General features: G+C 66.2%; 28 protein-coding genes. 19 read left to right on the top strand and 9 right to left on the bottom strand.

All coding sequences use genetic code 11. The features are described 5' to 3' along the window. The coding region (locus B447_RS01895) for a sigma-54-dependent Fis family transcriptional regulator (RefSeq protein WP_232431437.1) at positions 1-1052 on the top strand (1052 nt) is incomplete at its 5' end. A gap of 33 nt (positions 1053-1085) precedes the next feature. Here the strand turns inward: B447_RS01895 and B447_RS01890 are convergent. Then, entirely contained in the window at positions 1086-1655 is a 570-nt protein-coding gene (locus tag B447_RS01890) for a cytochrome b (RefSeq protein WP_002935970.1), read from the bottom strand. 58 nt (positions 1656-1713) lie between these two features. Continuing rightward, entirely contained in the window at positions 1714-2241 is a 528-nt protein-coding gene (locus tag B447_RS01885; RefSeq protein ID WP_002935960.1) for a DUF302 domain-containing protein, read from the bottom strand. Between the two features lie 66 nt (positions 2242-2307). On the opposite strand from B447_RS01885, the gene B447_RS01880 reads away from it, so the two are divergent. Next, entirely contained in the window at positions 2308-2766 is a 459-nt protein-coding gene (locus tag B447_RS01880) for a tetratricopeptide repeat protein (RefSeq protein ID WP_002923529.1), read from the top strand. A 10-nt stretch (positions 2767-2776) separates the two neighbouring features. Here the strand turns inward: B447_RS01880 and B447_RS01875 are convergent, their stop codons facing one another. Together B447_RS01875 and B447_RS01870 are read right to left on the bottom strand one after the other, a co-directional pair. After that, on the bottom strand, positions 2777-3730 hold the full coding sequence (locus B447_RS01875) for a quinoprotein relay system zinc metallohydrolase 1 (protein ID WP_002935952.1): 954 nt from the start codon (positions 3728-3730) through the stop codon (positions 2777-2779). Next, positions 3727-4524, bottom strand: coding sequence for a quinoprotein dehydrogenase-associated SoxYZ-like carrier (locus B447_RS01870; protein ID WP_002935951.1), 798 nt, complete (start codon positions 4522-4524; stop codon positions 3727-3729). The genes B447_RS01875 and B447_RS01870 overlap by 4 nt, the downstream gene beginning before the upstream one ends. A gap of 373 nt (positions 4525-4897) precedes the next feature. Here B447_RS01870 and B447_RS01865 point away from each other — a divergent pair, with 373 nt between their 5' ends. After that, complete coding sequence (locus B447_RS01865; RefSeq protein WP_002935949.1) at positions 4898-6691, top strand: methanol/ethanol family PQQ-dependent dehydrogenase; 1794 nt, start codon at positions 4898-4900, stop codon at positions 6689-6691. A 122-nt stretch (positions 6692-6813) separates the two neighbouring features. On the opposite strand, the gene B447_RS01860 is transcribed toward B447_RS01865, so the two are convergent. From B447_RS01860 to B447_RS01850, 3 genes are all read right to left on the bottom strand, one after another. Continuing rightward, positions 6814-7269 carry a c-type cytochrome gene (locus tag B447_RS01860; RefSeq protein WP_002935946.1) on the bottom strand — a complete coding sequence of 152 codons (456 nt, stop codon included), beginning with the start codon at positions 7267-7269 and terminating at the stop codon, positions 6814-6816. Beyond that, positions 7251-7856 carry a pentapeptide repeat-containing protein gene (locus B447_RS01855; protein WP_002935943.1) on the bottom strand — a complete coding sequence of 202 codons (606 nt, stop codon included), beginning with the start codon at positions 7854-7856 and terminating at the stop codon, positions 7251-7253. The genes B447_RS01860 and B447_RS01855 overlap by 19 nt, the downstream gene beginning before the upstream one ends. A 72-nt stretch (positions 7857-7928) precedes the next feature. Then, positions 7929-9824 (bottom strand): methanol/ethanol family PQQ-dependent dehydrogenase, encoded by a 1896-nt coding sequence (locus tag B447_RS01850; RefSeq protein WP_002923543.1) that lies wholly within the window; start codon positions 9822-9824, stop codon positions 7929-7931. 182 nt (positions 9825-10006) lie between these two features. Between B447_RS01850 and B447_RS01845 the strand changes: the two genes are divergently transcribed. The 3 genes from B447_RS01845 to B447_RS01835 all read left to right on the top strand — a co-directional run bounded on the left by B447_RS01845 (position 10007) and on the right by B447_RS01835 (position 12974). Beyond that, positions 10007-11332 carry a sensor histidine kinase gene (locus B447_RS01845; RefSeq protein WP_002935941.1) on the top strand — a complete coding sequence of 442 codons (1326 nt, stop codon included), beginning with the start codon at positions 10007-10009 and terminating at the stop codon, positions 11330-11332. Then, positions 11307-11954 (top strand): response regulator, encoded by a 648-nt coding sequence (locus tag B447_RS01840; protein WP_232431436.1) that lies wholly within the window; start codon positions 11307-11309, stop codon positions 11952-11954. Before B447_RS01845 ends, B447_RS01840 begins: the two co-directional genes overlap by 26 nt. A 189-nt stretch (positions 11955-12143) precedes the next feature. Next, a complete protein-coding gene (locus tag B447_RS01835) occupies positions 12144-12974 on the top strand; it encodes a cache domain-containing protein (RefSeq protein WP_002935937.1) in 831 nt (276 codons plus the stop codon). A gap of 74 nt (positions 12975-13048) precedes the next feature. Here B447_RS01835 and B447_RS01830 read toward each other — a convergent pair whose 3' ends face one another. Further along, entirely contained in the window at positions 13049-13900 is an 852-nt protein-coding gene (locus tag B447_RS01830) for a substrate-binding periplasmic protein (RefSeq protein ID WP_002935936.1), read from the bottom strand. After that, on the bottom strand, positions 13887-14336 hold the full coding sequence (gene pedF, locus B447_RS01825) for a cytochrome c-550 PedF (protein ID WP_002923553.1): 450 nt from the start codon (positions 14334-14336) through the stop codon (positions 13887-13889). Before pedF ends, B447_RS01830 begins: the two co-directional genes overlap by 14 nt. A gap of 293 nt (positions 14337-14629) precedes the next feature. Here pedF and B447_RS01820 point away from each other — a divergent pair, with 293 nt between their 5' ends. The 13 genes from B447_RS01820 to B447_RS01765 all read left to right on the top strand — a co-directional run bounded on the left by B447_RS01820 (position 14630) and on the right by B447_RS01765 (position 25165). Continuing rightward, complete coding sequence (locus tag B447_RS01820; RefSeq protein ID WP_002935933.1) at positions 14630-16702, top strand: sigma-54-dependent Fis family transcriptional regulator; 2073 nt, start codon at positions 14630-14632, stop codon at positions 16700-16702. Positions 16703-16835: 133 nt separating this feature from the next. Beyond that, a complete protein-coding gene (locus B447_RS01815; RefSeq protein WP_002935931.1) occupies positions 16836-17315 on the top strand; it encodes a 4Fe-4S dicluster domain-containing protein in 480 nt (159 codons plus the stop codon). Positions 17316-17327: 12 nt separating this feature from the next. Next, the gene (locus B447_RS01810) at positions 17328-19175 is read left to right on the top strand and encodes an aldehyde ferredoxin oxidoreductase family protein (protein ID WP_002935928.1); all 1848 of its coding nucleotides are present in this window, start codon (positions 17328-17330) and stop codon (positions 19173-19175) included. 59 nt (positions 19176-19234) lie between these two features. Next, positions 19235-20527: an NAD(P)/FAD-dependent oxidoreductase gene (locus B447_RS01805; protein WP_002935921.1), complete on the top strand. Its 1293-nt coding sequence runs from the start codon at positions 19235-19237 to the stop codon at positions 20525-20527. A 10-nt stretch (positions 20528-20537) separates the two neighbouring features. After that, positions 20538-20807, top strand: a complete 270-nt coding sequence (gene thiS, locus B447_RS01800) for a sulfur carrier protein ThiS (RefSeq protein ID WP_002935920.1) — start codon at positions 20538-20540, stop codon at positions 20805-20807. A gap of 3 nt (positions 20808-20810) precedes the next feature. Then, positions 20811-21119: a hypothetical protein gene (locus B447_RS01795; protein WP_002923565.1), complete on the top strand. Its 309-nt coding sequence runs from the start codon at positions 20811-20813 to the stop codon at positions 21117-21119. Positions 21120-21188: 69 nt separating this feature from the next. Further along, positions 21189-21893 carry an ABC transporter permease gene (locus B447_RS01790; RefSeq protein WP_002935919.1) on the top strand — a complete coding sequence of 235 codons (705 nt, stop codon included), beginning with the start codon at positions 21189-21191 and terminating at the stop codon, positions 21891-21893. A gap of 8 nt (positions 21894-21901) precedes the next feature. After that, complete coding sequence (locus B447_RS01785; protein WP_002923569.1) at positions 21902-22636, top strand: ABC transporter ATP-binding protein; 735 nt, start codon at positions 21902-21904, stop codon at positions 22634-22636. Continuing rightward, positions 22609-22806 carry a hypothetical protein gene (locus tag B447_RS22475; RefSeq protein ID WP_157384616.1) on the top strand — a complete coding sequence of 66 codons (198 nt, stop codon included), beginning with the start codon at positions 22609-22611 and terminating at the stop codon, positions 22804-22806. Before B447_RS01785 ends, B447_RS22475 begins: the two co-directional genes overlap by 28 nt. After that, positions 22803-23039, top strand: a complete 237-nt coding sequence (locus tag B447_RS01780) for a hypothetical protein (protein ID WP_002935914.1) — start codon at positions 22803-22805, stop codon at positions 23037-23039. Before B447_RS22475 ends, B447_RS01780 begins: the two co-directional genes overlap by 4 nt. Positions 23040-23193: 154 nt before the next feature. Continuing rightward, positions 23194-24015: a response regulator gene (locus B447_RS01775; protein WP_232431433.1), complete on the top strand. Its 822-nt coding sequence runs from the start codon at positions 23194-23196 to the stop codon at positions 24013-24015. Next, the gene (locus B447_RS01770; RefSeq protein WP_002935913.1) at positions 24002-24328 is read left to right on the top strand and encodes a hypothetical protein; all 327 of its coding nucleotides are present in this window, start codon (positions 24002-24004) and stop codon (positions 24326-24328) included. Before B447_RS01775 ends, B447_RS01770 begins: the two co-directional genes overlap by 14 nt. 75 nt (positions 24329-24403) lie before the next feature. After that, positions 24404-25165 (top strand): HDOD domain-containing protein, encoded by a 762-nt coding sequence (locus B447_RS01765; RefSeq protein ID WP_157384615.1) that lies wholly within the window; start codon positions 24404-24406, stop codon positions 25163-25165. Positions 25166-25167 lie beyond the last annotated feature (2 nt).

Below are 25167 nucleotides of genomic sequence, written 5' to 3'. Positions count from 1 at the left end.
GCTTGCGCGCCCAGGCCGGGGCAGCGCCGGCGGCGCGTGCGGCCGAGCGCAGCGAGGCGGCAGGGCCGACGCTCGAGTCGCTGGCGACCGGCGACGAGCGCCTGCAGCGGGCGATCGACCGCGCCCGGCGGATTGGCGGCAAGGACATTCCGCTGCTGATCCAGGGCGAGTCCGGTGTCGGCAAGGAGTTGTTTGCGCGCGCTTTCCACAACTCGAGCGCGAGAGCGGACGGCCCCTTCGTACCGCTCAACTGCGCGGCCATTCCCGAGCACCTGATCGAGTCCGAGCTGTTCGGCTACGTTGGCGGTGCGTTCACCGGCGCGCGGCGCGAGGGCGCGGTTGGCAAGGTGCAGCAGGCCCATGGGGGGACGCTGTTCCTGGACGAGATCGGTGACATGCCGCTGGCCATGCAGACGCGTTTGCTGCGCGTGCTGCAGGAACGCAGCGTCACCCCGGTCGGGGGCATGAAGGCGATTCCGGTCGATATCTCGCTGGTTTGCGCGACTCACCGCGTGCTGCGTGATGCGGTGGCGAATGGTGAGTTTCGCGAGGATCTGTACTACCGCGTCAATGGCCTGACGGTGACCTTGCCGCCGCTGCGCGAGCGTAGCGATGTCGGCACGCTGGTTGACCGCTTGCTGCGTGCCGAGGCGCAGGACTCGGGGCGCGAGGCGATCTCGATCAGCGCCGAGGTGCGGCGCTTCTTCGAGACCTACCCTTGGCCGGGCAACATCAGGCAGCTGCACAGCGTGATCCGGGTCTCGGCGGCGCTGCTGGAGGATGATGAGGACGAGATCGAGTCGGTTCATCTGCCCGAGGAGCTGTTCGGACCCGAGCCGTTCGTTCCCACCCAGCATGGCGGCGCGTCACCTGCGCCGAGCGAGGGCGTGTTGCCGCCGAGCGAGCCCGGTGTTGCGCGCAGCCTGGATGAACTCGAGCTCGAAGCGATCGCCAAGGTCATGCAGGAAGTCAAGGGCAATGTCTCGGCCGCTGCACGCAGGCTGGGCGTGAGCCGCAACACGCTTTATCGCAAGCTCGGGCGCATGAGCTGAAGTTCGGTGTCGGCCAGCCGGCTTTTTGCCATCTCATTCCGCGTCGGCCGAGCGCTCGGGGACGGGATGCCGGAACCACATGCGCCTCAATACACCCTCGCCGTGAACGGCGTGCTTGATGACGGCTGCCACATGAAGGGCGACCAGGGCGGCAAGCAGGTTCGTGGTCCAGACATGGACGATCTTCAGGAATTGGTAGGCCTCGCGATTTTCGGGACCCCATGAGGGCAGCGAGAAGAGCCCGAAGAAGTCTATTCCCCAGCGTGAGAAGTTCGTTCCCACATATCCGCTCAACGCCGAGCCCAGCAACAGCAGGTACATCGCAAGGTGGCCCCAGGTAGCCGCGCGGTGCTGCCAGGGCGGGAGCGTTGCCGGCAGCGGCGATGGCGAGAACCGCCTGCGCAGCATCGTCAGCAACAGGATCATGATGAGCGCAAGCAGGCCGAACGACTTGTGAAGGTTGAAGAAGTAGGCGCGCTCGGGTGTCCTCTGCGGGATGTCGACCATGTACCAGCCCAGCGCCGCAGCGGCGATGACGAGAAGGGCGAGTAGCCAGTGCGATGCCACGAAGGGATTCGGATAGGTCTTGTTCATGGAGTTCATTCCGGGACGATCCTCTCTGGTGTGCGTGTTCGGCGCCAAGGACGCTGCTTGCGAAGGCTCACTCCTGCCCTAGCAGTCGAGCAGTGCGTGAGACAATGCGCTGCATGAGCGCGCGCGCGGCGTCTCCGCCTGCGCCGTGCAGCGAAGGCGGACGGTAAGCAAGGACGGCCGCGGCCTCGCCCTCTCGCAAGGTGTATACGGCGATCGACAGTGGGCAGAGCGCGATGTGCTCCCTTGCCTCGGTCACCAGCGCAGCGGCGACCGGCGCGCTGCAGAAGGTGAGGATCTCGGCCTCTGCATAGAGTCCGTGTGCGTGGCCGAGGTCGGCCGCGGTGCGATCGAGCATGCGGGCGAAATGACTCTCGACCGGCCGTGCAATGCCCTCGTTGGCGATGGCTTCGGCGAGTGCCTCTCGTGCATCGGTGAACTCGACAGCAACGAAATGGCGGGTGACGATACCCTCGGCATTGCCGTCTGCGCATGCGGCCAGGCCCGGGGTGAGCACGGCAAGCGCCATGGCAAGGCGTGCGACCCGGAGCAGGCTTGCTGTGGCGCTGGCAGGCGGCGAGTTGTGCAGGTCGGGCAAGTTCTTGCTCCAGGTGCGTTTGTTGCTTCTGACGTATGTGGCCTTCTTCGCCCGGAGACGAAGTAAATGCGTTCAAGAACCAGTCTTGCCCTGGCGCTGCTGCTCCAGTCCTCTGTCGTACATGCGGTCGGGGAGGCAGAGCTTGCCGAACTCGTCGAGCGTCCGAGCATCGGCCTTTACAAGGCCTATGCCGAGTTCAAGATGGCCGACTACGACAGCGCGCGCCGCATCTGGCAGGCGCTCGCCGAGCGCGGCGTGGCCGAGGCCTGGTTCAATCTCGGTATCCTGGCCGAGGACGGACTGGGCGAACCGAAGGATGCTGCGCTTGCACTGGAGCGCTATCGGCGTGGTGCCGAGGCGGGTTCGGTGAAGGCGCAGTACCGCCTGGGGTTGCTGCATCTCGACGGCCGCCTTGTTGCAGCCGACCTCGAGCAGGCCCGGCATTGGCTTTCCCTTGCGGCAGGCGCGGGAGACGCGGAGGCTGCGCGCAGGCTCGAAGCGCTCGACGCCGGCCATGCGCGTTGACGCCGGCGCCTCAGTCGCGCCGGCCGCCGCTCAGGGCGGCCTGTTCCGCTGCCGGGAACAGGTGCACCACGGAGCGGCGGAACTCGGTGTCGACGAGGGCAAGCTGGGCAAAGCGGGCGGGGATGTCGAGCGCGAAGACTTCGGTCATGTCCATTCCGGCCTCGGCCGCATCGCGCATCGTGCCGGCCAGCCATTCGAGGTAGTCGCGGGTCTCGTGCACGGGGGCGAGGCTGGCGCTGACGTCGCCGTGGCCGGGCACCCAAAGGCGGGCTGGCAGGCGCGCAAGCTGCTCTAGCGCGGCGATCCAGCGCGGAATGTCGGCATGTGGCGTGGTCGGGGCGCGGCCATTGAACAGCAGGTCGGCGGCGTACACCGTGCCGCTGTCGTGGTCGACCACGACGAGGTCCGCCGCCGTGTGCCCGCCGAGGGCGAGGAACTCGACATCACGCCCGCCGATGTCTTGCCTGCCCGCGCTCAGGGCGCGGGTGGGAATGACCACTTCGGTGTCGCGCATCCAGTCGCCATTGAGACGATACATGTTGTCGTTGAAGCCTTCGCCCTCGCTGCGGATGCCGGCGATCGTCTCGGGCAGTGCAGCGAGCGTGTCCTGCGGGAAGGCCTGGTTGCCGAGGAAGTGGTCCGGGTGGTGGTGGGTGTTGAGCGTGAGCACGACGGGTAGCGGCGTCACCGCGCGGATGGCAGCCAGCATCTGTTCGCCATAGCGCCGCGACGGGCCGGTATCGATGACGATGACCCCGCTGCGGCCGACGATGAAGCCGGTGTTGACGATGTTGCCGCCGTTGTCGAAGGAGAAGTCCTCGCGCAGGCCGACGATGACGTAGGCGCCGGGGGCGATCTCCTGTGCGACGAGGCCGTAGTCGAAACTGCTGCGCTGCTGGGCAGCGAGCGGCAGCGCGATGAGCAGGGCCAGCAGCAGGCCGGCGAACGAAAGAGGGTGCCTCATCGTGTCACCCATGCATCGATGCGGTTGCCGTTGTTGTCGCGGCCGCTCACGTGGAGCCTTCCGCCGCTTGCCGCCTCGGCCAGGTCGATGGTGAAGCTGGGGTTCTCGGACACCGGCTCGAGCGGCTGAATGCGGCTGAGGATGCGGCCGTTTTCGTCGCTGATCACGATGTCCTCGATGTGGAAGGCCGGAATGCCGGCCGCGAGCCCGGTGTCCATGGGGTGGATGACGCGCATGCGCAGGCGCTCGCCGCCATCGATGCGCGCCCACAACCGGCCGCTGACCTCGTTGAGGCGTTCCTGCCATTCCGGCGAGCCGGAGCCGACCGAGGGCAGGGTGCAGCCGCCGCCGGTTGCAGTGACCCAGGCGCCGCCCACCCGCCAGACACCGTCCACCGTGCGTGCGGCGACCCTCACCGGGGAGGATTGCTGCAGCTTGAGGCGGAAGCCGAGCCGCGCCTGTGCGGCACCGGGCTCGAAGCGCAAGGCCTTGAGAATCGGGTTGAAGTCGGCGAAGACGATCATCTCTTCCACGCCGGGCAGCGCGCTGGCATCGACCGTGATCGGCACATTGAGCGAATCTTCTGCCACCAGCGGGCCGCTGACGCTGATGCGCGGGTCGAACACGACCTCCTGTCCGTCGAAGAAGGCCTTTGCCATGTCTCCCCAGCGTGGTGAGTTGAGCGGGTCATTCGCCGTCTGCTCGCCTGCGGGGGCGGCGACAGCGTATGGCAGGCCGAGTGCGAACGTACCTGCCCACAACAGGCCGGCAAGAACAAGGGTGTGGCGGATCATGCGGTCTCCTCGTTGCATGGGTGCGGCGCCGGAAGGTGTCCGGGCCGCCCCGTTGCGTGTTTTGTGCCTGTCGGGCAGCAAACGTCATGCCAAGCTCCGCTCATGTCGTCGGGGGCGGTTGATCTGGCGTTTTGCCGCAGCGCTGCTCCAGCCGGCTGCGTGCAGGGCTGTTCCGAAGCGCAACGATTGTGCCCAAGTGTTACATCCGGCGTTGCTGCCTGGGCAGGCGCTGGAACACCGGAGCGCGTGATTTGGAGCCTCCCCGATGCTGGCATGGCGATTGCAGTTGTCCATGTGTCCGGTCCGGGTCCGTGCCGGAGAAGAAGTGGATCAATAAACCATACGTCCGAGAGACACCAAGGAGGAGTCGATGATGAGCAAAATCAAGCGCCAGCGTGCCCTACCCGTGATGCTGACCGCGCTGACCGTGGCGCTGGCGGGCATCGGTAGCGCACAGGCCAAGGGCGTGACCGACGAGGACATCCTGAAGGATGCGGAGTTGACCCACCAGATCGTCACGCACGGCCTGGGTACCAAGGGTCAGCGCTACAGCCCGCTCAAGCAGATCAATCCCGAGACGGTGCGCAATCTGGTGCCGACCTGGGCTTTCTCCTTCGGTGGCGAGAAGCAGCGCGGCCAGCAGTCGCAGCCGCTGATCCATGACGGCAAGATGTTCGTCACCGGGTCGTACAGCCGGATCTACGCGCTCGACGTCAAGACCGGCGCGAAGCTGTGGAAGTACGAGCACCGTCTGCCCGAAGGCATCATGCCCTGCTGCGACGTGATCAACCGCGGTGCGGCGATCTATGGCGACCTGGTGATCTTCGGCACGCTCGACGCCCAGCTCGTGGCGCTCAACAAGGACACTGGCCGCGTGGTCTGGCGCGAGAAGATCGACGACTACAAGGCCGGCTACTCGATGACCGCGGCGCCGCAGATCGTCAAGGGCAAGCTGATCACCGGCGTGTCGGGCGGCGAGTTCGGCGTGATGGGACGCGTCGAGGCCCGTGACCCGCTCACCGGCAAGATGATCTGGATGCGTCCGGTGGTCGAGGGCCACATGGGCTACACCTACGACAAGGATGGCAAGGCGATCGAGAACGGGGTGTCGGGCACGGTCAACGCGACCTGGCCGGGCGATCTGTGGAAGACCGGTGGCGCCGCCACCTGGCAGGCGGCCTACTACGACCCTGACGTCAACCTGATCTTCATGGGTACCGGTAACCCGGCGCCGTGGAACTCGTGGCTGCGTCCGGGCGACAACCTCTACTCTGCGGCGACGGTGGCCATCAACCCCGATACCGGCAAGATCGTCTGGCATTACCAGAGCACCCCGCACGACGGCTGGGACTATGACGGTGTGAACGAATTCATCTCGTTCGAGTACAACGACCCGAAGACTGGCAAGCTGGTCAAGGCGGGCGGCAAGGCCGACCGCAACGGCTTCTTCTTCGTCAATGACCGCGCCACCGGCAAGCTGCTCAATGCCTTCCCCTTCGTGACCCAGATCGACTGGGCCAAGGGCATCGACATGGAGACCGGTCGCCCGATCTGGAACGACGAGAAGCGCCCCGGCAACCCCTTCCTGGATAGCGTGAAGGATGCCGGCAAGGGCGAGGTGGTGTTCAACGCGCCGTCCTTCCTGGGTGGCAAGAACCAGATGCCGATGGCGTTCAGCCCGGACACCGGCCTGTTCTATGTGCCCTCCAACGAGTGGGGCATGGACATCTGGAACGAGCCGGTGAGCTATAAGCGCGGCGCTGCCTACCTGGGCGCAGGCTTCACCATCAAGCCGCTGTACGAGGACTACATTGGCGCCATGCGCGCGGTCGATCCGGTGAACGGCAAGATCGTGTGGGAAGTGAAGAACAACGCGCCGCTGTGGGGCGGTGTGCTGACCACCGGCGGCAACCTGGTGTTCTACGGCACGCCCGAGGGCTACCTGAAGGCGGTCAACGCCAAGACCGGCGAGGAAGTCTGGCAGTTCCAGACGGGCTCTGGCGTGATCGCCCCGCCGGTCACCTGGGACGACAACGGCGAGCAGTACGTCGCCGTGGTGTCGGGCTGGGGCGGCGCCGTGCCGCTGTGGGGTGGTGACGTTGCCAAGCGTGTGAACTTCCTCGAGCAGGGTGGCATGGTCTGGGTGTTCAAGCTGCACAAGAACTGAGCTGCAGGCCGTTTCCCATTGCCGGTGAGAAGCCCGGCGGCGCAAGCCGCCGGGCTTTTGCCGTGAACGCTGCGGCGGACGGACTCGGGAGCGTTGCCCAGTCGTCGCATGGGTTGCGGGCGTCATCGCGGGCGCGTCTCGATGAAGGCCTGGATTGCCCACGCCTCTTCGGTGGAGATCAGGTCCTTCCAGGCCGGCATGTGACGGATGCCGAGCCTGAGCTTGCCTTCCTCGACCGTCTTCAGGAAATAGACGTCTGCGTCCAGATGGCAGCGCTGCTGGAGCCCGGGGTCCGTCAAGCGCCGGCAGGTACGGCCGATGTTGCGCAGGTCGGCGGCCGGCCCGGGCTTGGTGGCGCCTTCGCCATGACAGCTCGCGCAATGCCGAGCGTAGTGCTTCTCGCCGCTGGCGATTGCCTCTGCCTGACCGCGCAGGGGGTTGATGCGCTCGGCCTTGGGCTCGTCCGTGGCCTGCCGTTGCGGCGGCGTCGCGCAGGCGGCCAGGGCCGCGACCGAGAGGGTGGCGATCAATCGGAGCGTGTGCGCCCAGCCGCCTGTCTTCACCAGTCGTGCGGGCATTTGTTGCACCCCTTCATGTAGGTTTCGTTGAAATTGGTGAAGCGTGTCAACGCGCCGTCGAGGTCGGCGTCGTCCAGTTCGGCGCTCTGGAACTTGGCCTCCTGAAGATCGGCGCCGACCAGGCGTGCGCCGCGGAAGCGTGCGTGGTTGGCGCGCGCGATCTCGAGTCGCGCGGCGCTCAGGTCGGCATTGGTGAAGTCGGAGCGCATCAGCCGTGCCGCTTCGAGATCGGCGCCCACGAAGCGCGCACCGACGAAGGAGGCGACCGGGGCGTTCACCTTGTTGAGGCGGGCGCCGCTGAGATCTGCGCCATCGAGGTTCGCGCCCGCGAGATTGGCGCCGCGCAGATCGGCGCGGACCAGATTGGCTCCGCGCAGGTCTGCGCCGGCAAGATTGCGCCCGACCAGGTCGGCATGGCGCAGGTCCGCACCCGGGCAGCGGGTGTAGGGCCAGATGCCGCAGCCATTGATCTCGTGGACCGGCTCCGGTCCGGCCTGAGCGCTCGATGACATGAGGGCGCCCGGCAGCACCGCACAGCCGAGAAGCAAGCGCAGGGCGTGCCGATAGCAGGTGTGGAACGTGTTCATGGTGTGTTCATCCGTGAGGTGTCGCGGGCCAGGGAGGAGGCTGGCCCGCGACCGGTCTGCCGCTTCAGTGCCTCAGCGGCTTGCCACCTGCTTGGGCAGCTTGAACACCCAGACGCTGCCGCCCTGCGTGACCTGCTTGGTGAGCTCGGCCATGTCGCCGCCCCAGAGCGGAACGGCGCCGCCGTAGCCGGACTGGATCGCGATGTACTGCTCGCCGTCCATCTCCCAGGTGATCGGGCTGGAGACGATGCCCGAGCCGGTCTGGAACTTCCACAGCTCCTTGCCGCTACGCTTGTCGAAGGCCTTCACATAGCCGTCGGAGGTGCCGGTGAAGAGGAGGCCGCCGCCGGTGGTGAGCGTTCCGGCCCAGAGCGGGAAGGTTTCCTTGTGCTCCCAGGCGATCTTGCCGGTCAGCGGGTCGATGGCGCGCAGGATGCCGACGTGGTCGTCGAACAGGCGCTTGATGCGGAAGCCTTGGCCAAGGTAGGCCGAGCCGGCCTTGTAGTGCACCTTCTCGGTCCAGTAGTCCATCGCCCAGTGGTTGCCGGGGATGTAGAACAGGCCGCTGTCGGGGCTGTAGGCCATGGGGTTCCAGTTCTTGCCGCCGAGGAAGGGGGGCGAAACGAACACGGTCTCGCCCTTTTCCTGGCCCTCTGCGACCGGCGGCGGGCGATTGCCCTTTTCGATCGGCTTGCCGGTGCTCAGGTCGAAGCCCGAGGCCCAGGTGATGCCGTCGACGAACGGCCAGGCGTTGATGAGGGCGGTGGGCTTGTTCGGGTGGTCGGCTCGGGCCGCGAGTTTCTCGCGGTCGGTGACGAAGAAGAAGCCGTTGCGGTCCGCATGCGCGCCGGCCTTGACTTGCTTGCCGGTCTTCGGGTCCTTGTATTCGAAGAGGATGATCTCGTTGTTGCCGGAGAAGTCCCAGGCGTCGTTCGGGGTGTGCTGATAGAAGCCCTTGAGTTCGCCGGTGGCCGCATCGACGTAGGCCTGGCCGGAGGTAAACAGGCTGTCCCAGTTGCGCGGGTCGTCGCCCGGGGGGGTGCGCGCCCAGGTGTTCCAGGGTGCCGGGTTGCCGGCGCCGATCACGATGGTGTTGGTGTCGACATCGAAGCTTGCGCTCTGCCAGGGGGCACCGCCGCCATGGCTCCAGGCTTCGACCTTGCCAGTCTCGCGCGTCGGGTCGTTGGGCCAGGAGGGGGCCTTCGGGTCGCCGGTCGGCGTGCTGGGCTTGCCGTTCAGCGTGCCCATGTGGCCTTCGACCATCGGGCGCTTCCAGATCTCCTCGCCAGTGTCCGGGTCGCGGGCGTAGACGTGGCCGATTACGCCGAACTCGTCGCCCGAGTCGCCGTGGATCAGCATGACGCGACCGGACTCCTTGTCACGCGCGATCGTGGGTGCGCCGGTCATGGTGTAGCCGACCTTGTGGTCGCCGAACTTCTTGCGCCAGGCGACCTTGCCGGTCTTCTTGTCGAGCGCGACGATCGCCGCATCGAGGGTGCCGAAGAAGATCTTGTCGCCGAAGATGACTGCGCCCCGGTTGACGACGTCGCAGCAGGGGCGGATGTCGTCGGGCAGGCGGTGCTCGTAGCTCCACAGTTGCCTGCCGGTGCGGGCATCGATCGCGAACAGGCGGGAGTACGAGGCGGTGACGTAGAGCACGCCGTCATGCACCAGGGCCTGGGCTTCCTGGCCGCGCTGCTTTTCGCCGCCGAAGGAGAACGACCACGCCGGTACCAGGCCGGCGACGTTCTTGGTGTTGACGTGGGTCAGCGGCGAATAGCGCTGGGCCTTCAGGCCGAGCCCGTAGGTGAGCACGTCGCTCGTCGTCTCGTGGTCGCGGACGATGTCGTCCCAGGTGACGGTGCTTGCTGCCAGGCTCGACGCCGGAAAGGCGACGGCGAGCGAGGCCGCGAGAGCGGCCATCCGCAGCGGGCGCAGGACGGGGGTTGGAAAATGCGTGCGAGTCATTTGTTGGCGTCTCCTGTTTTATTGCTATGTGGCGCAGACCGCCTGCGCCATTGCGGAGCCAAGTCTGCGGGCCGGGGGCGTCGATCGCCCGGGCGGTCTTCCCGATGAAGCCGGGAGTTTTTCCCGAGCTGGCATGTGACTTGCGTAGCCCGAGGCAGCTAAGGAGCATGGGAGAAGGCGGAATGGATCTGCGGGCGAGGCTGGTTGGCGGCTTGGTCGGGTACTTCGTGCTCTTGATCGTGCTGGCCTGCGTGCTGATCGCGCTCGCATTGCGTGAGGACGTCCTCGAGGAGGTGGACGCTTCGTCCCGACTCGTCGACCTGATGCTCGCGATGTCCGATGCCGGCGAGCATCGCCTGGCGCGCGTGGAGTCCCTGATTGCCGAGGGCGGTATGAGACATCTGGCGGTCACGCTCGAGCGCGACGGAGAGCCTGTTGCGCAGGAGGCGGCGGCTGGAGGCGTGCCGCGCTGGCTTGCAGCTGTCCTTCCGCACGCGGTGTTCGACCTTGCCGAACAGCGCATCCGGATCGACGGTGCGACGGTGGTCATCAAGCCCGATCCGGCGAGCGAGACGAGCGAGATCCTTGCAGAGTCTGCGCGCATGCTCGGGCTCTTCGTGCTGTTCGTGTTCGTGGCCGGTTTCGCCGCCTGGCGCACCGTCGGTTTGGCCCTGCGCCCGGGGGTGGAGCTGGAGCGAGGGCTGGTTGGCCTGCTCGATGAGACTCCGCGCACGCTGCCGGCCTTCGAGCTGCGCGAGTTCGACCGTATCGCGCGAACGATGGAGTCGATCGCGCACGAACTGGCACTGGCGCGCGAGGCCGAGCGGCAGATGGGGCGACGGCTGATCCAGGTCCAGGAGGCGGAGCGCCGGGCATTGGCGCGCGAGCTGCATGACGAGATCGGCCAGACCCTGGCGGCGCTTGGTCTTGCAGCGGCCTACATCGAGCGCCATGCGGGGACGGCTGAGCGCGAGGCGATCGCCGACTGCGGGCGTGAGATCCGCGAGGGCGTGGCGACGGTCTCGGGCCAAGTGTCGGGCATCCTCAAGCGCCTGCGGCCGCATGGCCTCGATGAGCTTGGCCTGCTGGAAGCGCTCAACGACCTGCTCGATTTCTGGCAGGGGCGTCAGGGTACTGCGGCGATTTTCGCCCGGTTGCCGACAGCGCTGCCGGCCCTGCCCGAGGTGGCGGCGCTGTCCATCTATCGCACGGTGCAGGAGGCGCTGACCAATGCGCATCGGCATGGAGAGGCGACGCATGTGGATGTCGAGCTTGCCGTCGCCGGCGCCTTCGTGGCGCTGCGCATCGAGGACGATGGCCGCGGCTGCACCGAGGAGCAGCTGTCGAGGTCATCGGGTGGAGTGCTTGGCATGCGAGAGCGCGCACGCATCGCCGGTGGCGAGCTGGTATTCGAGAAGGGGCGTGCAGGCGGGCTCGCGTTGCGCCTGCGGCTGCCTGTCGCTGGATTGGAGGAGGGGAGACATGATCCGATTGATGTTGCTGGATGACCACGCGCTGGTGCGCACGGGGTATCGGCGGATGTTCGATGCCGAGCCCGACATGAAGGTGGTCTGCGATGTGTCCGGGGCGGATGAGGCTTGTGCCTGCCTGCGGACGCACGAGATCGATGTCGCGCTGGTCGATCTGAGCCTGCGCGGTGCGAGCGGTATCGATGCGATTGCGCGCATCCTCCAGCGCGATCGCAGTGTTCGCGTGCTGGTGCTGTCGATGTACGACGAGCCCGGCTTCGTGCGCCAGGCGATCCGTGCCGGTGCGCTCGGCTACCTGACCAAGAATTGCGCCCCCGATGAGCTGATGGCCGCCGTGCGCGCGGTGCATTCGGGGCGGCGCGTCCTTGCCGAGGGGCTGGCGCACTCGACCATGACCGCAGCCTTCGATTCGGAGGTGATGCTCGAGCGCCTCACGCCGCGGGAGTTCGAGGTGCTGCGCTTCGTAGCCAGTGGCGACCCGGTTGCAAGCATTGCCGAGTCGATGCACCTGAGCCAGAAGACCGTGCTCAACCATCTGTCGGCAGTCCGCCAGAAACTTGGCGCCGAGAACGACTTCAGGCTGCTCCACCTTGCCGTGAGGCATGGCCTGGTGAGTCTGGGAGAGCAGTTGCGGGCCTGACCGATACGTGCCGAACCGCAACAGATGCTCCATGCCGGATGCTCCACATGCCCGGTGTGAAGCCTCGCTGAGGCGTCTGCCCGCGGGCCTGTTTCTTGCAATTTGGCAATCGGGATTGTTGCCCCTTGAATATCCGCACCTTGCAAGGATGGAATGATGAAGATGAATGACCCAAGGATCTCTCGGTTGATGGTGGCGGTATTGTGTGCCGCCGGTGTCACAACGGCCGTCCACGCAGGCGAACGCGCGACGCCGCGCGAGGCGCGGGCGATGTTCGAGCAGGCGGTCGGCTACATGGAGCAGAACGGCGCCGAGGCAGCCTTCGCGGCCTTCAATGACCGCACGGGCAAGTTCGTGCGCAAGGATCTCTATGTCTTCGTGATCGACGACAAGGGGGTCTATCACGCCAGTGGTGCTGCGCCCGAGGCGCTGGTGGGGCTGACCGTGCTCAACACCACCGACGCGGCCGGTAACCCCCTGTTCCGCGAGATGATCGACACCACGCGGGTGAACCAGGAAGGGACGGTGCGCTACATGTGGCTGAACAGGGTGACCAACAAGGTCGAGCCCAAGGTGAGCTACGTGCGCAAGGTGGGCAACTACGTCGTCGGCGTTGGCTACTCCGCACCGCGCGCCGGTGCAGACGATGCCCGCGCGATGCTGGAGCGTGCGGCCAAGCTGGCCAAGGAACAAGGCCATGCGCGTGCGGCAGCAGCCTTCAACGACCGGCGTGGCGAGTTCGTGAAGAACGATCTCTACGTGTTCATGATCAACATGGACAGCGGTCGCTTCGAGGCCATGGGCATGAATCCGGCCCTGTCGGACACCGATGCACTGGGCTTGCATGATGCAGCCGGCAATGCCTTGGTGGCGGAGATGATCTCCAAGCTCAAGGATGCCGAAGAGGCGACGGTCGATTACGTCTGGCGCAATCCGGTGACCAATGCGGTGGAAAACAAGCGCTCGTATGTGCGCCGTGAAGGCCGTTCGCTGATCGGCGTCGGGCACTACATCGAGTAAGTCGAACAGATGCTCCGCTGCGGAGCATTTGTTCCGCAGCGGAGCAATGGAGCAGGGGCCGATAGGCCCGCTGTTCAGGGCAGGCGGTGGGTGAGGCCGTGGTCGGCGAAGATTCTGGCCAGCGTTCCCGAGCGCTGCAGTTCGGCCAGTGCGTTCGACAGGGCGTCGGCAAGCTGGCCGCTGTCCTTCTTCACGGCCATGCCGAGCGGCCATGGCCTGATGCGCAGTTCGGGCATCCCGAGGGGGTCGAGCGCGATGTCGCCGCCGCCGCCGATGGCGCCCTCGAGTTCGGTACGCGTGCCCATTGCAGCCGCAATCTCGCCGCGGCGCATGGCCTCGACTGCTGCGGCGAGGCTGGGGAAGTGCACGATGTTGGGCTGCAGGCGGCCATCCAGGATATGGAGCAGGAAGTCGCTCGAGTGGGTGTCGAGTTCGACGCCGATCTTCTCCGTGGTGAAGACTTCGAAAGTCTCAGCGACCGAATTCGACGGCTGCGGTACGCGCTCGGGCAGGCGCGCCATCGCCAGTGTCTCGAGGTGATAGGGACCGAAGATGCGTACCTGCGGGTTGATGGTCGCGAAGTGGTTGTCGACCGGTACGTGCAGCATCACGTCGCCCGGCTTGGTGCCGAGATAGTGCCCGCGCCACACCATGTTGCGCAGGTCGTCCTTCATGTCCTCGTCGGCCGGGAACTCGACAATCTGCGGCTGCAGGCCGAGGTGCTCGGCAAGCGCACGACCGAGCGCGATGTCGACACCCTTGCCTGCAGACGAATAGGGCGGGAAGTTTGCGTAAACCGCCACCCTCAGGGTGCCGGGCTGCTGCAGTTCGAGCTCGGCAGCTGCCGCGGTGGCGGGCGGGATCAGGCCCGCGAGGGCCAGGGCCCCCGCGGCGCGCAGAAAGCGTCGGCGCTCATTGTTGCTCATAGACCGTCTCCAGCCAGGCACGGATGGCCCACATGGCTTCCTGCGACAGGATACCTTCGAACGGCGGCATGTATACCGCACCGTTGCGAGTGACGCCGTTGCGGACCTTGCCGATGTAGAACTCGTCCATGTAGTCGTCGTGCTCGAGGTAGCGCAGGTCGGGCGCGATGCCGCCCGATACCGCGCCCAGGCCGTGACAGCGTGCGCAGTTCTGGTTGAAGGCCGAGTCGCCGATGCGGATCGCGTCGGCGTTGCCGCGGTAGGGGTTCTTCTCGACCCATTGTTCGCCCAGTTGCGGCAATGAACTGGTATCGACCGCCTGCGGCACCACGTCGCCATGTGCGTGTGCCAGCGTTGCCGCGGCAACGATGCCAAGGCTTGCCGCGCCAAGTGCGAAACGGTTGATCAGTGTCTCCTTCAAGGTACGTGTCTTCACCTTGTGTATCCTCTTGTGCGTGGTTCGATTGGGTGCGTGTTTCCGGTGCCTCCGGACAAGTCTTGCACTGCAATCGCCGTGCCACCCAATGCTCGAAGGGGTCTGAGCCAGGAGTCTGGACGGCTTGTGGGGTGAGGTCGGCTGCGAGGTGCTGGCAGGCTTTGTGCTTACATTCGGGCAAACGGAGCAGTCGATTTGTTTCGAAGCGAATCAAATGCTACGTTTCGAACCGAAGCACTAGAAAAGATGGCGGCCTGTCGGTTGTTCCGGCAAGGCGGCCCGGAGGAGACGTGATGGCAACAGAGCATGCGCTGGCGCAGCCGGTGGCGCGCGAGTATCGCCTGCAGCGGGCGCGCAGCCAGTTCTTTGAAGAGGGGGTTCTGCCCGAGGACGGTGTCCCGGAGCAGATCGTGGATTCCTGGGTGCGTTGTCGCGACTTGGGTCTCGATCGTGCGTCCAGTGAGGCGAGGGACCATGCGGACCGGTTGCGGCTCGCCGAGGCGCGCGACCGCAGCGCCCGCCTGGTAGAACACGCCAGCGGCGTTATGGAGCATGTATTCGAGCAGATCCGCGCCTCGGGCAGCCTGGTGATCCTGTCCGATGCGCGCGGAACGATCGTGCATAGCCTGGGCGATGCCGAGTTCGTGGATAAGGCCAGTCGCGTCGCGCTGCAGCCCGGGGCATGCTGGAGCGAGGCCGCGCGTGGCACCAATGCGATCGGTACCACCATTGCGGCCAGTGCGCCTACGGTCGTGCTCGGTGGCGAGCACTTCCTCGATCACAACGCCTTCCTGTCCTGCACGGCTGCGCCCATTCTCGATCCGCGCGGTACCTTGGCGGGCGTGCTCGATGTCTCGTGCGACCAGCGGGCACACCAGCGCCACTCGCTCGGGCTGGTGCGTCTGTCGGTGCAGCTGATCGAACGGCGCCTGTTCGAGACCGAGTTCGCCAACGAGATCCTGGTTGCCTTCCATGAGCGTCCGGAGTACGTCGGCAGCCTGCAGGAGGGGCTCATCGCGGTCACCGCCGATGGCATGGTCGTGGGTGCGAACTCGATTGCACGCGAGTGGATCCACCGGCGGCTGGAAACCGGGACCGGTGGTACCTTTGCCGAACTGTTCCGCCAGGGGCTGGGCAAGATCGCCGACCGCGTCCGCAGTTCGAGCGATGCCCTGGTCCGGCTCAATCTGCGCGATGGCTCCGATCTCTATGTCCAGCTGCGCTCGATGAGGGCGCACGTCAGGTCGGCCATGGACGCGCCGGCAGCGGCCGATGGGGGGCGCCCGGCCGTGCTTGCGGAGGCTGGGGGCAATCGGGCGCCTGCTGACAAGGGCAGGATCGTGCTCGAGACGCTGGCCACCGGCGACGCCGGGATCGCGCGTGCGGTCGACCGGGCGCGGCGCATCCTCGGCAAGGACATTCCCCTGCTCATCCAGGGCGAGTCGGGCGTGGGCAAGGAGTTGTTCGCCACTGCGTTCCACAACAGCGGACCGCGCGCCAGCGGGGCTTTTGTCGCCCTCAACTGTGCGGCGGTCCCCGAATCCCTGATCGAGTCGGAGCTCTTCGGCTATGTGGGCGGCGCCTTCACCGGCGCGCGCAAGGAAGGCTCGATCGGCAAGATCCAGCAGGCCCACGGCGGTACGCTCTTCCTCGATGAGATCGGCGACATGCCCCTGGGCATGCAGGCGCGCCTGCTGCGCGTGCTGCAGGAACGCTGCGTGACGCCGGTCGGCTCGTTGAAGTCGATCCCGGTCGATATCTCGCTTGTCTGTGCCACGCACCGGGTGCTGCGCGATGCCGTGGCGCGCGGGGAGTTCCGCGAGGATCTCTATTACCGGGTCAACAGCCTGACGGTGGCGCTGCCGCCGCTGCGCGAGCGCAGCGACATCCGCTGCATCGTGGACCGTCTGCTGCGGCTGGAGGCTGCCGAGGCCGGGCGTGGCGAGCTGAGTATCGGCGATGACGTCATGCGCTTCATCGAACGCTATGCCTGGCCGGGCAATGTCCGGCAACTGCACAACGTGATCCGGGTTGCGGTTGCGCTGCTCGACCCCGACGAGGACGAAATCCTGCCTTCCCATCTGCCCGAAGACCTGTTCCTGGCCGACCCGGTAGATGACGCAAAGCCATCCCCGCAGGGGCCTGGCCCCGGCATGCCGCCGGCAGTGGCGGCGACGGCTGGTGGCCTGGCCGCGCTCGAACCCGGCGCGCGCAGGCTCGATCAGCTCGAGGTCGAACTCATCGAGCGAGTGATGCGGGAGGTGGGCGGGAACCTGTCGGCTGCGGCACGCACCTTGGGCGTCAGTCGCAACCGCCTTTACCGCAAGCTCGGACGTGCGGGGGCGCGGCAGGCGGCAGGAGGGTAATCCCGGGTTGACCTTCGTCTGGCACGACATATGCTCGTAGCTGCATAGGCGACTCGGTTCCCGAGTTGCTTGTGGGTGGCTCGGCAGCCTCCAGGCCGATGACCACGACCAACAACGAATGAGGAGACGATCGATGTGGAAGGCACTGCACATTGATCCCGCCAAGTGCACCGGCTGTCTGCAATGCGAGATGGCCTGTTCGTACGAGCACACCGGGGTCATCAATCCGAGCAAGTCGCGCATCAAGGTGTTCAACTTCGAACACGAGGGCCGCAAGGTGCCCTACACCTGTACGCAGTGCACCGAAGCCTGGTGTCTGAACGCCTGTCCGGTCGATGCGATCCGCATCGACCTGGCAACCGGCGCCAAGATGGTCTTCGAGGACACCTGTGTGGGGTGCAAGGTATGCACCATCGCCTGCCCGTTCGGCACCATCAATTACAACCAGGACTCAGGCAAGGTACAGAAGTGCGACCTGTGCGAGGGCAACCCCGCCTGTGCCAGCGCCTGTCCGACCGGCGCCATCACCTATGTCGATGCCGACTGGACCGGTATCGACAAGATGCGCGCCTGGGCCGCGAAGGCCAACACCCCGGCTTCGGCCGCAGCCTGAGGAGGATGCGTCATGGGATGGAATCGCAAAGTCCTGCGCGTGAACCTCACCGCAGGGACCTGTACCGAAGAAGCGCTGAACATGCAGTGGGCCGACGAATACCTCGGCTCGCGCGGCCTCGCCACCAAGTATCTGGTGTCCGAGATCGATCCCAGGGTCGATCCGCTGTCGCCGGACAACAAGATGATCATGGCCACCGGGCCGCTCACCGGCACCATGGCCTCGACCGGAGGGCGCTACACCGTCGTCACCAAGGGCCCGCTCACGGGCGCCATTGCCTGTTCGAACTCGGGCGGCTTCTTCGGCGCCGAGATGAAGTTCGCCGGCTGGGACATGGTGATCTTCGAAGGGCGCTCTGCCAAGCCGGTGTGGCTCTACATCGAGAACGACAAGGCCGAACTGCGCGATGCTTCGGGCCTGTGGGGCAAGAGCTGCTGGGAGACCGAGGAGCAGATCAAGGAGGCGCTGCAGGATCCGCTGGTGCGCATCTCCTCGATCGGCAAGGCGGGCGAGAACCAGGTGCTTTACGCCTGTGTGGTCAATGACCTGCATCGCGCAGCCGGCCGTTCAGGCGTGGGTGCGGTGATGGGGTCGAAGAACCTCAAGGCGGTGGCCATCCGCGGCACCAAGGGGGTGGCGGGGATCAAGGATTTCGGCGCTTTCCTGAAAGCCACCAATGACGCCAAGAAGGTGCTTGCCGACAACGCGGTCACCGGCCAGGGCCTGCCCAAGTACGGCACGCAGGTGCTGATGAACGTCATCAACGAGATCGGTGCGCTGCCCACCCGCAACCACCGCGACGTGCAGTTCGAGGATGCCTCGAAGATCTCCGCCGAGGCCATGCACGAGAAGCGCGAATCGGACGGCAAGACCCACCTCGTCACCAATGCTGCATGCTTCGGCTGCACCATCGCCTGCGGTCGCATCTCGGAGATCGACAAGGGCCACTTCACGGTCAAGAACAGCCCGAAGTACTGGGGCGCCTCCGGCGGCCTGGAGTACGAAGCCGCGTGGGCGCTCGGTGCGGCCAATGGCGTTGGCGACCTCGAGGCGCTGCAGTATGCCAACCTGATCTGCAACGAGCAGGGCATGGACCCGATCTCCTTCGGCGCCACCGTGGGTGCGGCGATGGAGCTCTACGAGCTGGGCATCCTCAACGACGAGAAGATCGGCATCTCGGCGCCCTTCGGCTCGGCCGAAGCACTGGCGAAGATGGTGGAGATGACGGCGGTGGGCGAGGGCTTTGGCAAGGAGCTTGGCCTGGGCAGCAAGCGCCTGTGCGAGAAGTACGGCCGCCCCGAGCTGTCGATGAGCGTGAAGGGGCAGGAATTCCCGGCCTACGATTCGCGCGGCATCCAGGGCATGGGCCTGGCTTACGCCACCTCCAACCGTGGCGCCTGCCACCTGCGCGGCTATACGGTTGCCTCCGAAGTGCTCGGCATTCCGGTCAAGACCGACCCGCTCACGACCGACGGCAAGCCCGAGCTGGTGAAGGCCTTCCAGGACGCCACGGCGGTGTTCGATTCGGCCGGCATCTGCGTGTTCACCAGCTTCGCGTGGACCCTGGCCGACGTGCAGCCGCAGGTCGCTGCCGCCTGCGAGGGCGACTGGAGCATGGAGAAGCTGAACGAGGTGGGCGAGCGCATCTGGAACATGGAGCGCATGTTCAACAATGCCGCCGGTTTCACCGCGAAGGACGACAACCTGCCGCCGCGCCTCACGCAGGAACCGGCCAAGACCGGTCCGGCAAAGGGCCTGGTCAACGGCTTGGCGAAGATGCTGCCCGAGTACTATCAGGTGCGCGGGTGGACGCCCGAGGGCCAGCCGACCGCCGAGACGCGGGCACGCCTGGGCTTGTGATCGTGTAAGCGTACGCGGGCGCCCTCGAGGGCGCCCGTGCTTCGTTCGAGGGTTCCCAAATGAAACACCTGATTCTCGGTAATGGTCCCGCGGGGGTTGTTGCCGCCGAAGCCCTGCGCAAGGCCGCGCCCACCGACGACATCCTGATGGTCGGTCACGAGGACGCGCCCCCATACTCGCGCATGGCCATCCCCTATTTGCTCGAAGGCAACATCGACGAGGCGGGCACGTATCTGCGCAAGGGTGCGGACCACTTCGAGCGCCTGCGCATCGGCCAGCTGCGCGGGCGTGCGGTGGCGCTCAACACTGACAAGCGCACCGTGCTGTTCGACGACGGCCACTTCGAAAGCTACGACCGCCTGCTCATTGCCACCGGCTCGCACCCGGTGCGGCCGCCCATCCCCGGTGTGGACCTGCCCGAGGTGCAGACCTGCTGGACGCTGGCCGACGCCCGTGCGATCGCCGCGCTGGCCAAACCGGGCGCGCGCGTGCTGCAGCTCGGCGCTGGCTTCATCGGCTGCATCATCATGGAGGCGCTGGCCAAGCGCGGCGTGCAGCTCACCGTGGTGGAGATGGGCGACCGCATGGTGCCGCGCATGATGACACCCAAGGCCGGCGGCATGATAAAGCGCTGGGTCGAGGAGAAGGGCATCCGGGTCGTCACCTCTGCGGGCGTGCAGCGTATCGATCGCGGGGGCGACGCGGCGAGCGATGCGCCGCTCGTGGTGACGCTGTCGACGGGCGATCGCCTCGACTGCGACCTGGTCATCGTGGCCGCGGGGGTTGCGCCCAATGTCGGCTTCCTGGAGGACACTCCGGTGCATGTCGCCAAGGGCGTGCTGGTCGATGAGCGCATGGAGACGAGCGTGCCCGGCATCTTCGCCGCGGGGGACGTGGCCGAGGCGCCGGATCTCTTCACCGGTGCGCACCTGGTCGCCGCCATCCAGCCCAATGCCGCCGACCAGGCGCGCATCGCGGCGATGAACATGGCGCGCGCAGCCGCCGCCAGGGATACAAAGCTCAACGGTGTGCTGGCGATCAACGTGCTCGACACGCTGGGCCTGATTTCCTCGTCCTTCGGGCAGTGGTGGGGCGAGCAGTCGGACGCCGGTGGCAGCGGTGTCGAGTTGGTCGATGAGGCGCGCTACCGCTACCTGAGCCTGCAGTTCAAGGACGACGTGCTGATCGGCGCCACCTCGATCGGTCTCACCCAGCATGTGGGCGCGCTGCGTGGCTTGATCCACGGTCAGGTGAAGCTCGGAGACTGGAAGGACCGTCTGCTTGCCAGCCCGCTGGCCTTCGTCGACGCCTACGTGGCGTGCAGCCAGCAGCCGATGGCGCTTGCGCGCTGAGGGGGGGCGAATGCAGACCCGGGTGACGATTCGCATCGCCTTCAAGCTGTTTGCGTCCTTGTCCGACTACCTGCCCGACGGCCACCGCGGCAACCGGCTGGAGCTCGAGGTGGACGAGGGCACAACGGTGGCGGACATGATCCACCGCTACCGCGTGCCCGAGCGCAGCGCCCACCTGGTGCTGGTCAACGGCCACTTCGTGCCGCCGGCCGAGCGCGCCCGCCGGCGCCTGGCCGAAGGTGACGAACTCGCGATCTGGCCGCCGATCGCCGGCGGCTGAACGGTGGCTTTCATCAACGGCCCGGTGCCCGAGTCCTTCGAGCGCCGGGTCACCGCGACGCCGCGTGAATTCGAGCGCGACCTGCGCCAGGCCTGGCCGCAGGTACAGGGCGGCGCCGACGCCTCGGCCTTCGGGCTGCAGGATGGGACGCAGCATCTCGCGATCGAGATCGAGCCCGCTGGCCTGCGCCGTCTCGGCCTGCTGGAGCTGCCGCAGCTGATCGTGCGTTATCGCTTCGGCGCCGGGACCGAGCCCGCGCGCCGCGCCCTGCTCGAACGTCTTGATCGGGCGATGCAGAAAGGCGGCGGCTGATCGCGACACAGCGCGCCCGACCGCGCCAGCGTTCAGGCCTGTGCCGCGTTTCGGGTATGCTCCCTGCCGATGTCCGTTTTTGCCACCACCTTCTCCGATGCCCTGGCACTGCTGGCCACCTTCGACCATGCGGTGGCCGAGATCGTGCTGCTTTCGCTTCAGGTGAGCGGCGGGGCGGTCGTGCTGGGCACCCTGATCGGACTGCCGCTCGGCGCCTGTATCGCGGTGGGGCGCTTCCCCGGCAAGAGTACGCTGTCCGTGCTGATCAATGGCCTGATGGGCTTGCCCTCGGTGGTGGTGGGCGTGGTGGTGTACCTGCTTTTGTCTCGCTCCGGGCCGTTCGGGAGCTTCGGCCTGCTATACACCCCGGTGGCGATGATCATTGCGCAGACCTTGCTCGTGATCCCGCTCATGGCCGCGATCGCCCGCCAGGTCGTCGAGGACGTGTGGCAGCGCTACGCCGAGGAGCTGGCACTGATGCGCTTTTCGTGGTGGGACAGTGTCACCACGCTGCTGTATGACTGTCGCCATTCGTTGGTCGTGGCGGTGCTGGCCGGGCTGGGACGGGCAATGAGCGAGGTTGGGGCAGTGATGATCGTGGGCGGCAACATCGATCGTGCTACCCGCGTCATGACCACTGCAATTGCGCTCGAGACCAGCAAGGGCGATCTGCCGCTGGCGATCGCGCTTGGCCTGATGTTGATCGTCATCATTCTCGTGCTCAACGCGCTGGCGTTCGCCTTGCGCCACTGGGCGATGCGCCGCTTCGGCTAGGCAGGGCCATGGCGATCTTTCCGCTGCGAATCTCTGGACTGCGCTTCCGACCCAACGGCAGGGAGGTGCTCGCCGGCATCGACCTGGAACTCGGCGACGAGGGCATTACCCTGGTGCTGGGCCCCAACGGCGCGGGCAAGAGCGTATTGCTGCGGGCGATCTGCGGTCTGGTCGAGGCCAGCGGTGGCAGCATGGCCTGGGGCGACGAGGGCGCACGCCGGCCGGAGCAGGGGGTGATGATGGTGTTCCAGCGCCCGATGATGTTGCGTGCTTCGGTACTGTACAACGTGGCGCTGGGTCTCAAGCCGCTCGGTCTGCGCGCCGATGAGCGGCGGCGGCGGGCACTGGCGATGCTCGAGCGCGTGGGCCTGGCCGATCGTGCCGCCGACAGTGCCCGTCACCTGTCAGGGGGCGAGCAGCAACGACTCGGGCTCGCACGCGCGTGGCTGACCAAGCCCCGGCTGCTGCTGCTCGACGAACCGACGGCCAGTCTCGATCCGTCGGCGAGCGCCGAGGTCGAGCGCATCATTCGTGAGATCCGTACCGATGGTACGCGCATCCTGATGGTGACCCACAACCTGGCCCAGGCGACCCGTCTCGGCGATGACATCGTCTTTGTGTCCGGTGGGCGTGTGTGCGAACATACTGCAGTCCGCGAGTTCTTCAGCCGCCCGCGCTCCGAAGAGGCGCGGTTGTTCATCCAGGGAGAGTTGCCATGGAAAATGCGGTTTCAAGGCGCTTGAGAAGCACGCTGCTGGCCACGGCTGCGGTGGTGCTGCTGGGGAGCTTCGGTGCGAACTGTGGTTTCGTGGTGCGTGAGGCGTCCAATGTCCAGCCGGTTTCGAGCCAGGCGCTGGCGCCCGTCGCCGAGCCTGCGGAAGAAGGCTTGTTGCCGGGGCGTGTTACCCGATGAAGGCGATCGGGCCGCGGGTGCCGGTCAGCGCGGTCGTGTTGTTCGCGCTCGCTGCAGTTGCGCTCGTTCCTGCGCTGTTGTGTTTCGCCGGCTTTGGCACGCAACTGCATCCTGCGCTGTCAGACCCGATGGCGGGCCTCGCTTTCCTGGTTACGGCAGTCGCATTGGCGGGTTCCGGCGCGTTTCCGCTCGTGCTTGCACGACTCGCCGCGCGTGACGAGAGGCCGCGCTGAGTCTGCTCGCGTGACGGTGGCCGTTTTCCATGCGTATTACCTGAGTGTGCAGCGTGTCACGGCCTATCTTCGTTATCTGGGAAAAAGTGACACAATCAAATAATATGCGATTAATAACTTAATTGATTTGCGGCCGGTGTGCGAGGTGCCGAGAGTGGACGAGACGACAGGTAGTCTCCTGGTGGTCGACGACGAGGAGAACATTCTCGCTGCGTTGCGCCGCACGCTGAGGCGGGAGCCCTACACGGTGCTGGTCGCGAACAGTGGTGCGGAAGGCTTGAGGATTCTTGCCGAGCGGCATGTCGATGTGGTGGTTTCGGATCAGCGCATGCCCGGCATGAGCGGCACTGATTTCCTGCGCAGCGTCAAGAAGGCCTATCCGCATACCGTGCGCATGGTGCTGTCGGGATACACCGAGTTGAAGTCGGTTACCGATGCCATCAATGAGGGCGCCATCTACAAGTTCCTCACCAAGCCATGGGACGACGACCACCTGCGGGCGAACATTGCCGAGGCCTTCCGTCACAAGGCGCTGGCTGATGAGAATCGCCGTCTCGCGCACGAACTGGCGTTGTCGAACGAACAGCTCGCGTGCGCCAACGAGAGTCTCAAGGCGCACCTGGCCGTTACCGAGCGCGAGTTGCTCATCGATGGCGCAGCCCTCGAGGTGGCGCGCGAGGTGGTTGAGGCACTGCCGCTGCCTGTCGTCGGGGTCGATATGGATCGTCTGATCGTGTTCGCGAACGCCGAGGCGGAGCGTGTGCTTGGAGCAGGGGGCCCATTGCTTGGGATGGCGTATGACGAAGTCCTGAGCTCGGAGTTGCAATCGCTCCTGGGTGTCGGTGGGACGCAGGTCCGCAGTGTTCGGATCGGTGGTCAGGGCTTTGTTGCCAGGGCAAGCGAGATGGGGCGCGATTCGCGCTCGATCGGTCGCCTGCTCGTTCTGTTGCCGGAGACGAGCCATGCAGCGCGTTGAGACCGAAACTCTTGCCCTGGATGAGGTGCAGCCCGGCGCAGTCCTGGCGGTCCAGCTTTGCGACGCGAGTGGCATGATCCTTCTGCCGGCAGGCTGCACCCTTGATGAGGCGATCCTCGAGCGCTTGCGTGTTCGTGGTGTGGAGCGGTTGCAACTGGTGGTGCCCGAGTCTGCGGCAGCACGTGGCGCGCGCGAGGCTGCGCTGCAGGAACGGCTGGAACATCTGTTCCGGGTGGCAGGTACGGGGGAGGCGGCCCGCGAACTGATGACGGTAGTCCTGGCTTTGCGCACAGGAGGGACGGATGAGCGCTGAGTCGATCTTCCCGCTCGAACTCGACGCCGTCATGGAGGCTGTGGCACGCCGCCGTTTCCTGAGGTGGCGTTGCAGTTGCTGCAGTCACTGGATGGGGCGGATGCGGATTCCGAACAGCTGGAGCGCCTGATCGCCACCGACCAGATTCTGACCGCACGCCTGTTGCGGGTCGCGAATTCGTCCTTCTACGGGATGCAGGGGCGTATCCATTCGATCCGCGATGCGCTGGTGCTGATTGGCTACCGCGGGCTGCGCTCGCTGGCCATTGCTGCGAGCTTGTCGAGTGCCTTGCCCGGCGAGGGCGGGCAACCGGGTGGCTTCTGGCGGCAGGGCCTTGCCGCAGGTGTGGTCGCGCAGGTACTGGGCCGTGCTGCGCACCTGAACCCGGATGTGTGTTTTGCCGCCGGGCTCATGCATGGTCTGGGGCGGCTGTTGCTGGCGAGGGCATTCCCCGCGCAGTGTGCGGTGGTCGAGGATTGGCGTCGCGAGCACGACTGCATGCAGCATGAGGCTGAGCGCGCTGTGCTCGGGCTGGATCATCTGGAGGTCGGGCAACTGCTGGCCGAGCGCTGGCGATTCCCCGCCGCTCTCGTTTCGGCAATAGGAGGCCATCAGGATCCTGTGCGCATCGCCCAGGACCCCTATGCAGCGCTGGTACATGTTGCGGATGCCGTGGTGATCGCGCTCGATGTCGTGCCCGAGCGCGATGCGATGGTGCCGTGCATCGATGAGGGGGCGTGGCGGCGTTTCGTCGCATCGCCGGAGGTTTTGCTGCACCTCCTGCACGACATCGACGAGCAGATCGAGTCTGCCGCCGGGTTGTTGCAGGCGCCTTGAGC

It is taken from the genome of Thauera sp. 27 (assembly GCF_000310125.2).
GTDB classification, from domain to species: domain Bacteria; phylum Pseudomonadota; class Gammaproteobacteria; order Burkholderiales; family Rhodocyclaceae; genus Thauera; species Thauera mechernichensis.
Note: the sequence above shows the minus strand (reverse complement) of the source record. Positions and strands in the feature narration are given on the sequence as shown.

Excerpts from the sequence above, each read along its gene's own strand:
- B447_RS01780 (WP_002935914.1), top strand. The coding sequence starts at position 22,803 with ATGAAGGCGATCGGGCCGCGGGTGCCGGTCAGCGCGGTCGTGTTGTTC.
- B447_RS01880 (WP_002923529.1), top strand. The coding sequence starts at position 2,308 with ATGCGTTCAAGAACCAGTCTTGCCCTGGCGCTGCTGCTCCAGTCCTCT.
- B447_RS01810 (WP_002935928.1), top strand. The coding sequence starts at position 17,328 with ATGGGATGGAATCGCAAAGTCCTGCGCGTGAACCTCACCGCAGGGACC.
- B447_RS01840 (WP_232431436.1), top strand. The coding sequence starts at position 11,307 with ATGATCCGATTGATGTTGCTGGATGACCACGCGCTGGTGCGCACGGGG.
- B447_RS01865 (WP_002935949.1), top strand. The coding sequence starts at position 4,898 with ATGAGCAAAATCAAGCGCCAGCGTGCCCTACCCGTGATGCTGACCGCG.
- B447_RS01860 (WP_002935946.1), bottom strand. The coding sequence starts at position 7,269 with ATGCCCGCACGACTGGTGAAGACAGGCGGCTGGGCGCACACGCTCCGA.
- B447_RS01830 (WP_002935936.1), bottom strand. The coding sequence starts at position 13,900 with ATGAGCAACAATGAGCGCCGACGCTTTCTGCGCGCCGCGGGGGCCCTG.
- thiS (WP_002935920.1), top strand. The coding sequence starts at position 20,538 with ATGCAGACCCGGGTGACGATTCGCATCGCCTTCAAGCTGTTTGCGTCC.
- B447_RS01855 (WP_002935943.1), bottom strand. The coding sequence starts at position 7,856 with ATGAACACGTTCCACACCTGCTATCGGCACGCCCTGCGCTTGCTTCTC.
- B447_RS01820 (WP_002935933.1), top strand. The coding sequence starts at position 14,630 with ATGGCAACAGAGCATGCGCTGGCGCAGCCGGTGGCGCGCGAGTATCGC.
- B447_RS01875 (WP_002935952.1), bottom strand. The coding sequence starts at position 3,730 with ATGAGGCACCCTCTTTCGTTCGCCGGCCTGCTGCTGGCCCTGCTCATC.
- B447_RS01805 (WP_002935921.1), top strand. The coding sequence starts at position 19,235 with ATGAAACACCTGATTCTCGGTAATGGTCCCGCGGGGGTTGTTGCCGCC.
- B447_RS01785 (WP_002923569.1), top strand. The coding sequence starts at position 21,902 with ATGGCGATCTTTCCGCTGCGAATCTCTGGACTGCGCTTCCGACCCAAC.
- B447_RS01890 (WP_002935970.1), bottom strand. The coding sequence starts at position 1,655 with ATGAACTCCATGAACAAGACCTATCCGAATCCCTTCGTGGCATCGCAC.
- B447_RS01790 (WP_002935919.1), top strand. The coding sequence starts at position 21,189 with ATGTCCGTTTTTGCCACCACCTTCTCCGATGCCCTGGCACTGCTGGCC.
- B447_RS01870 (WP_002935951.1), bottom strand. The coding sequence starts at position 4,524 with ATGATCCGCCACACCCTTGTTCTTGCCGGCCTGTTGTGGGCAGGTACG.
- B447_RS22475 (WP_157384616.1), top strand. The coding sequence starts at position 22,609 with ATGGAAAATGCGGTTTCAAGGCGCTTGAGAAGCACGCTGCTGGCCACG.
- B447_RS01815 (WP_002935931.1), top strand. The coding sequence starts at position 16,836 with ATGTGGAAGGCACTGCACATTGATCCCGCCAAGTGCACCGGCTGTCTG.
- B447_RS01770 (WP_002935913.1), top strand. The coding sequence starts at position 24,002 with ATGCAGCGCGTTGAGACCGAAACTCTTGCCCTGGATGAGGTGCAGCCC.
- B447_RS01835 (WP_002935937.1), top strand. The coding sequence starts at position 12,144 with ATGGTGGCGGTATTGTGTGCCGCCGGTGTCACAACGGCCGTCCACGCA.
- B447_RS01850 (WP_002923543.1), bottom strand. The coding sequence starts at position 9,824 with ATGACTCGCACGCATTTTCCAACCCCCGTCCTGCGCCCGCTGCGGATG.
- B447_RS01845 (WP_002935941.1), top strand. The coding sequence starts at position 10,007 with ATGGATCTGCGGGCGAGGCTGGTTGGCGGCTTGGTCGGGTACTTCGTG.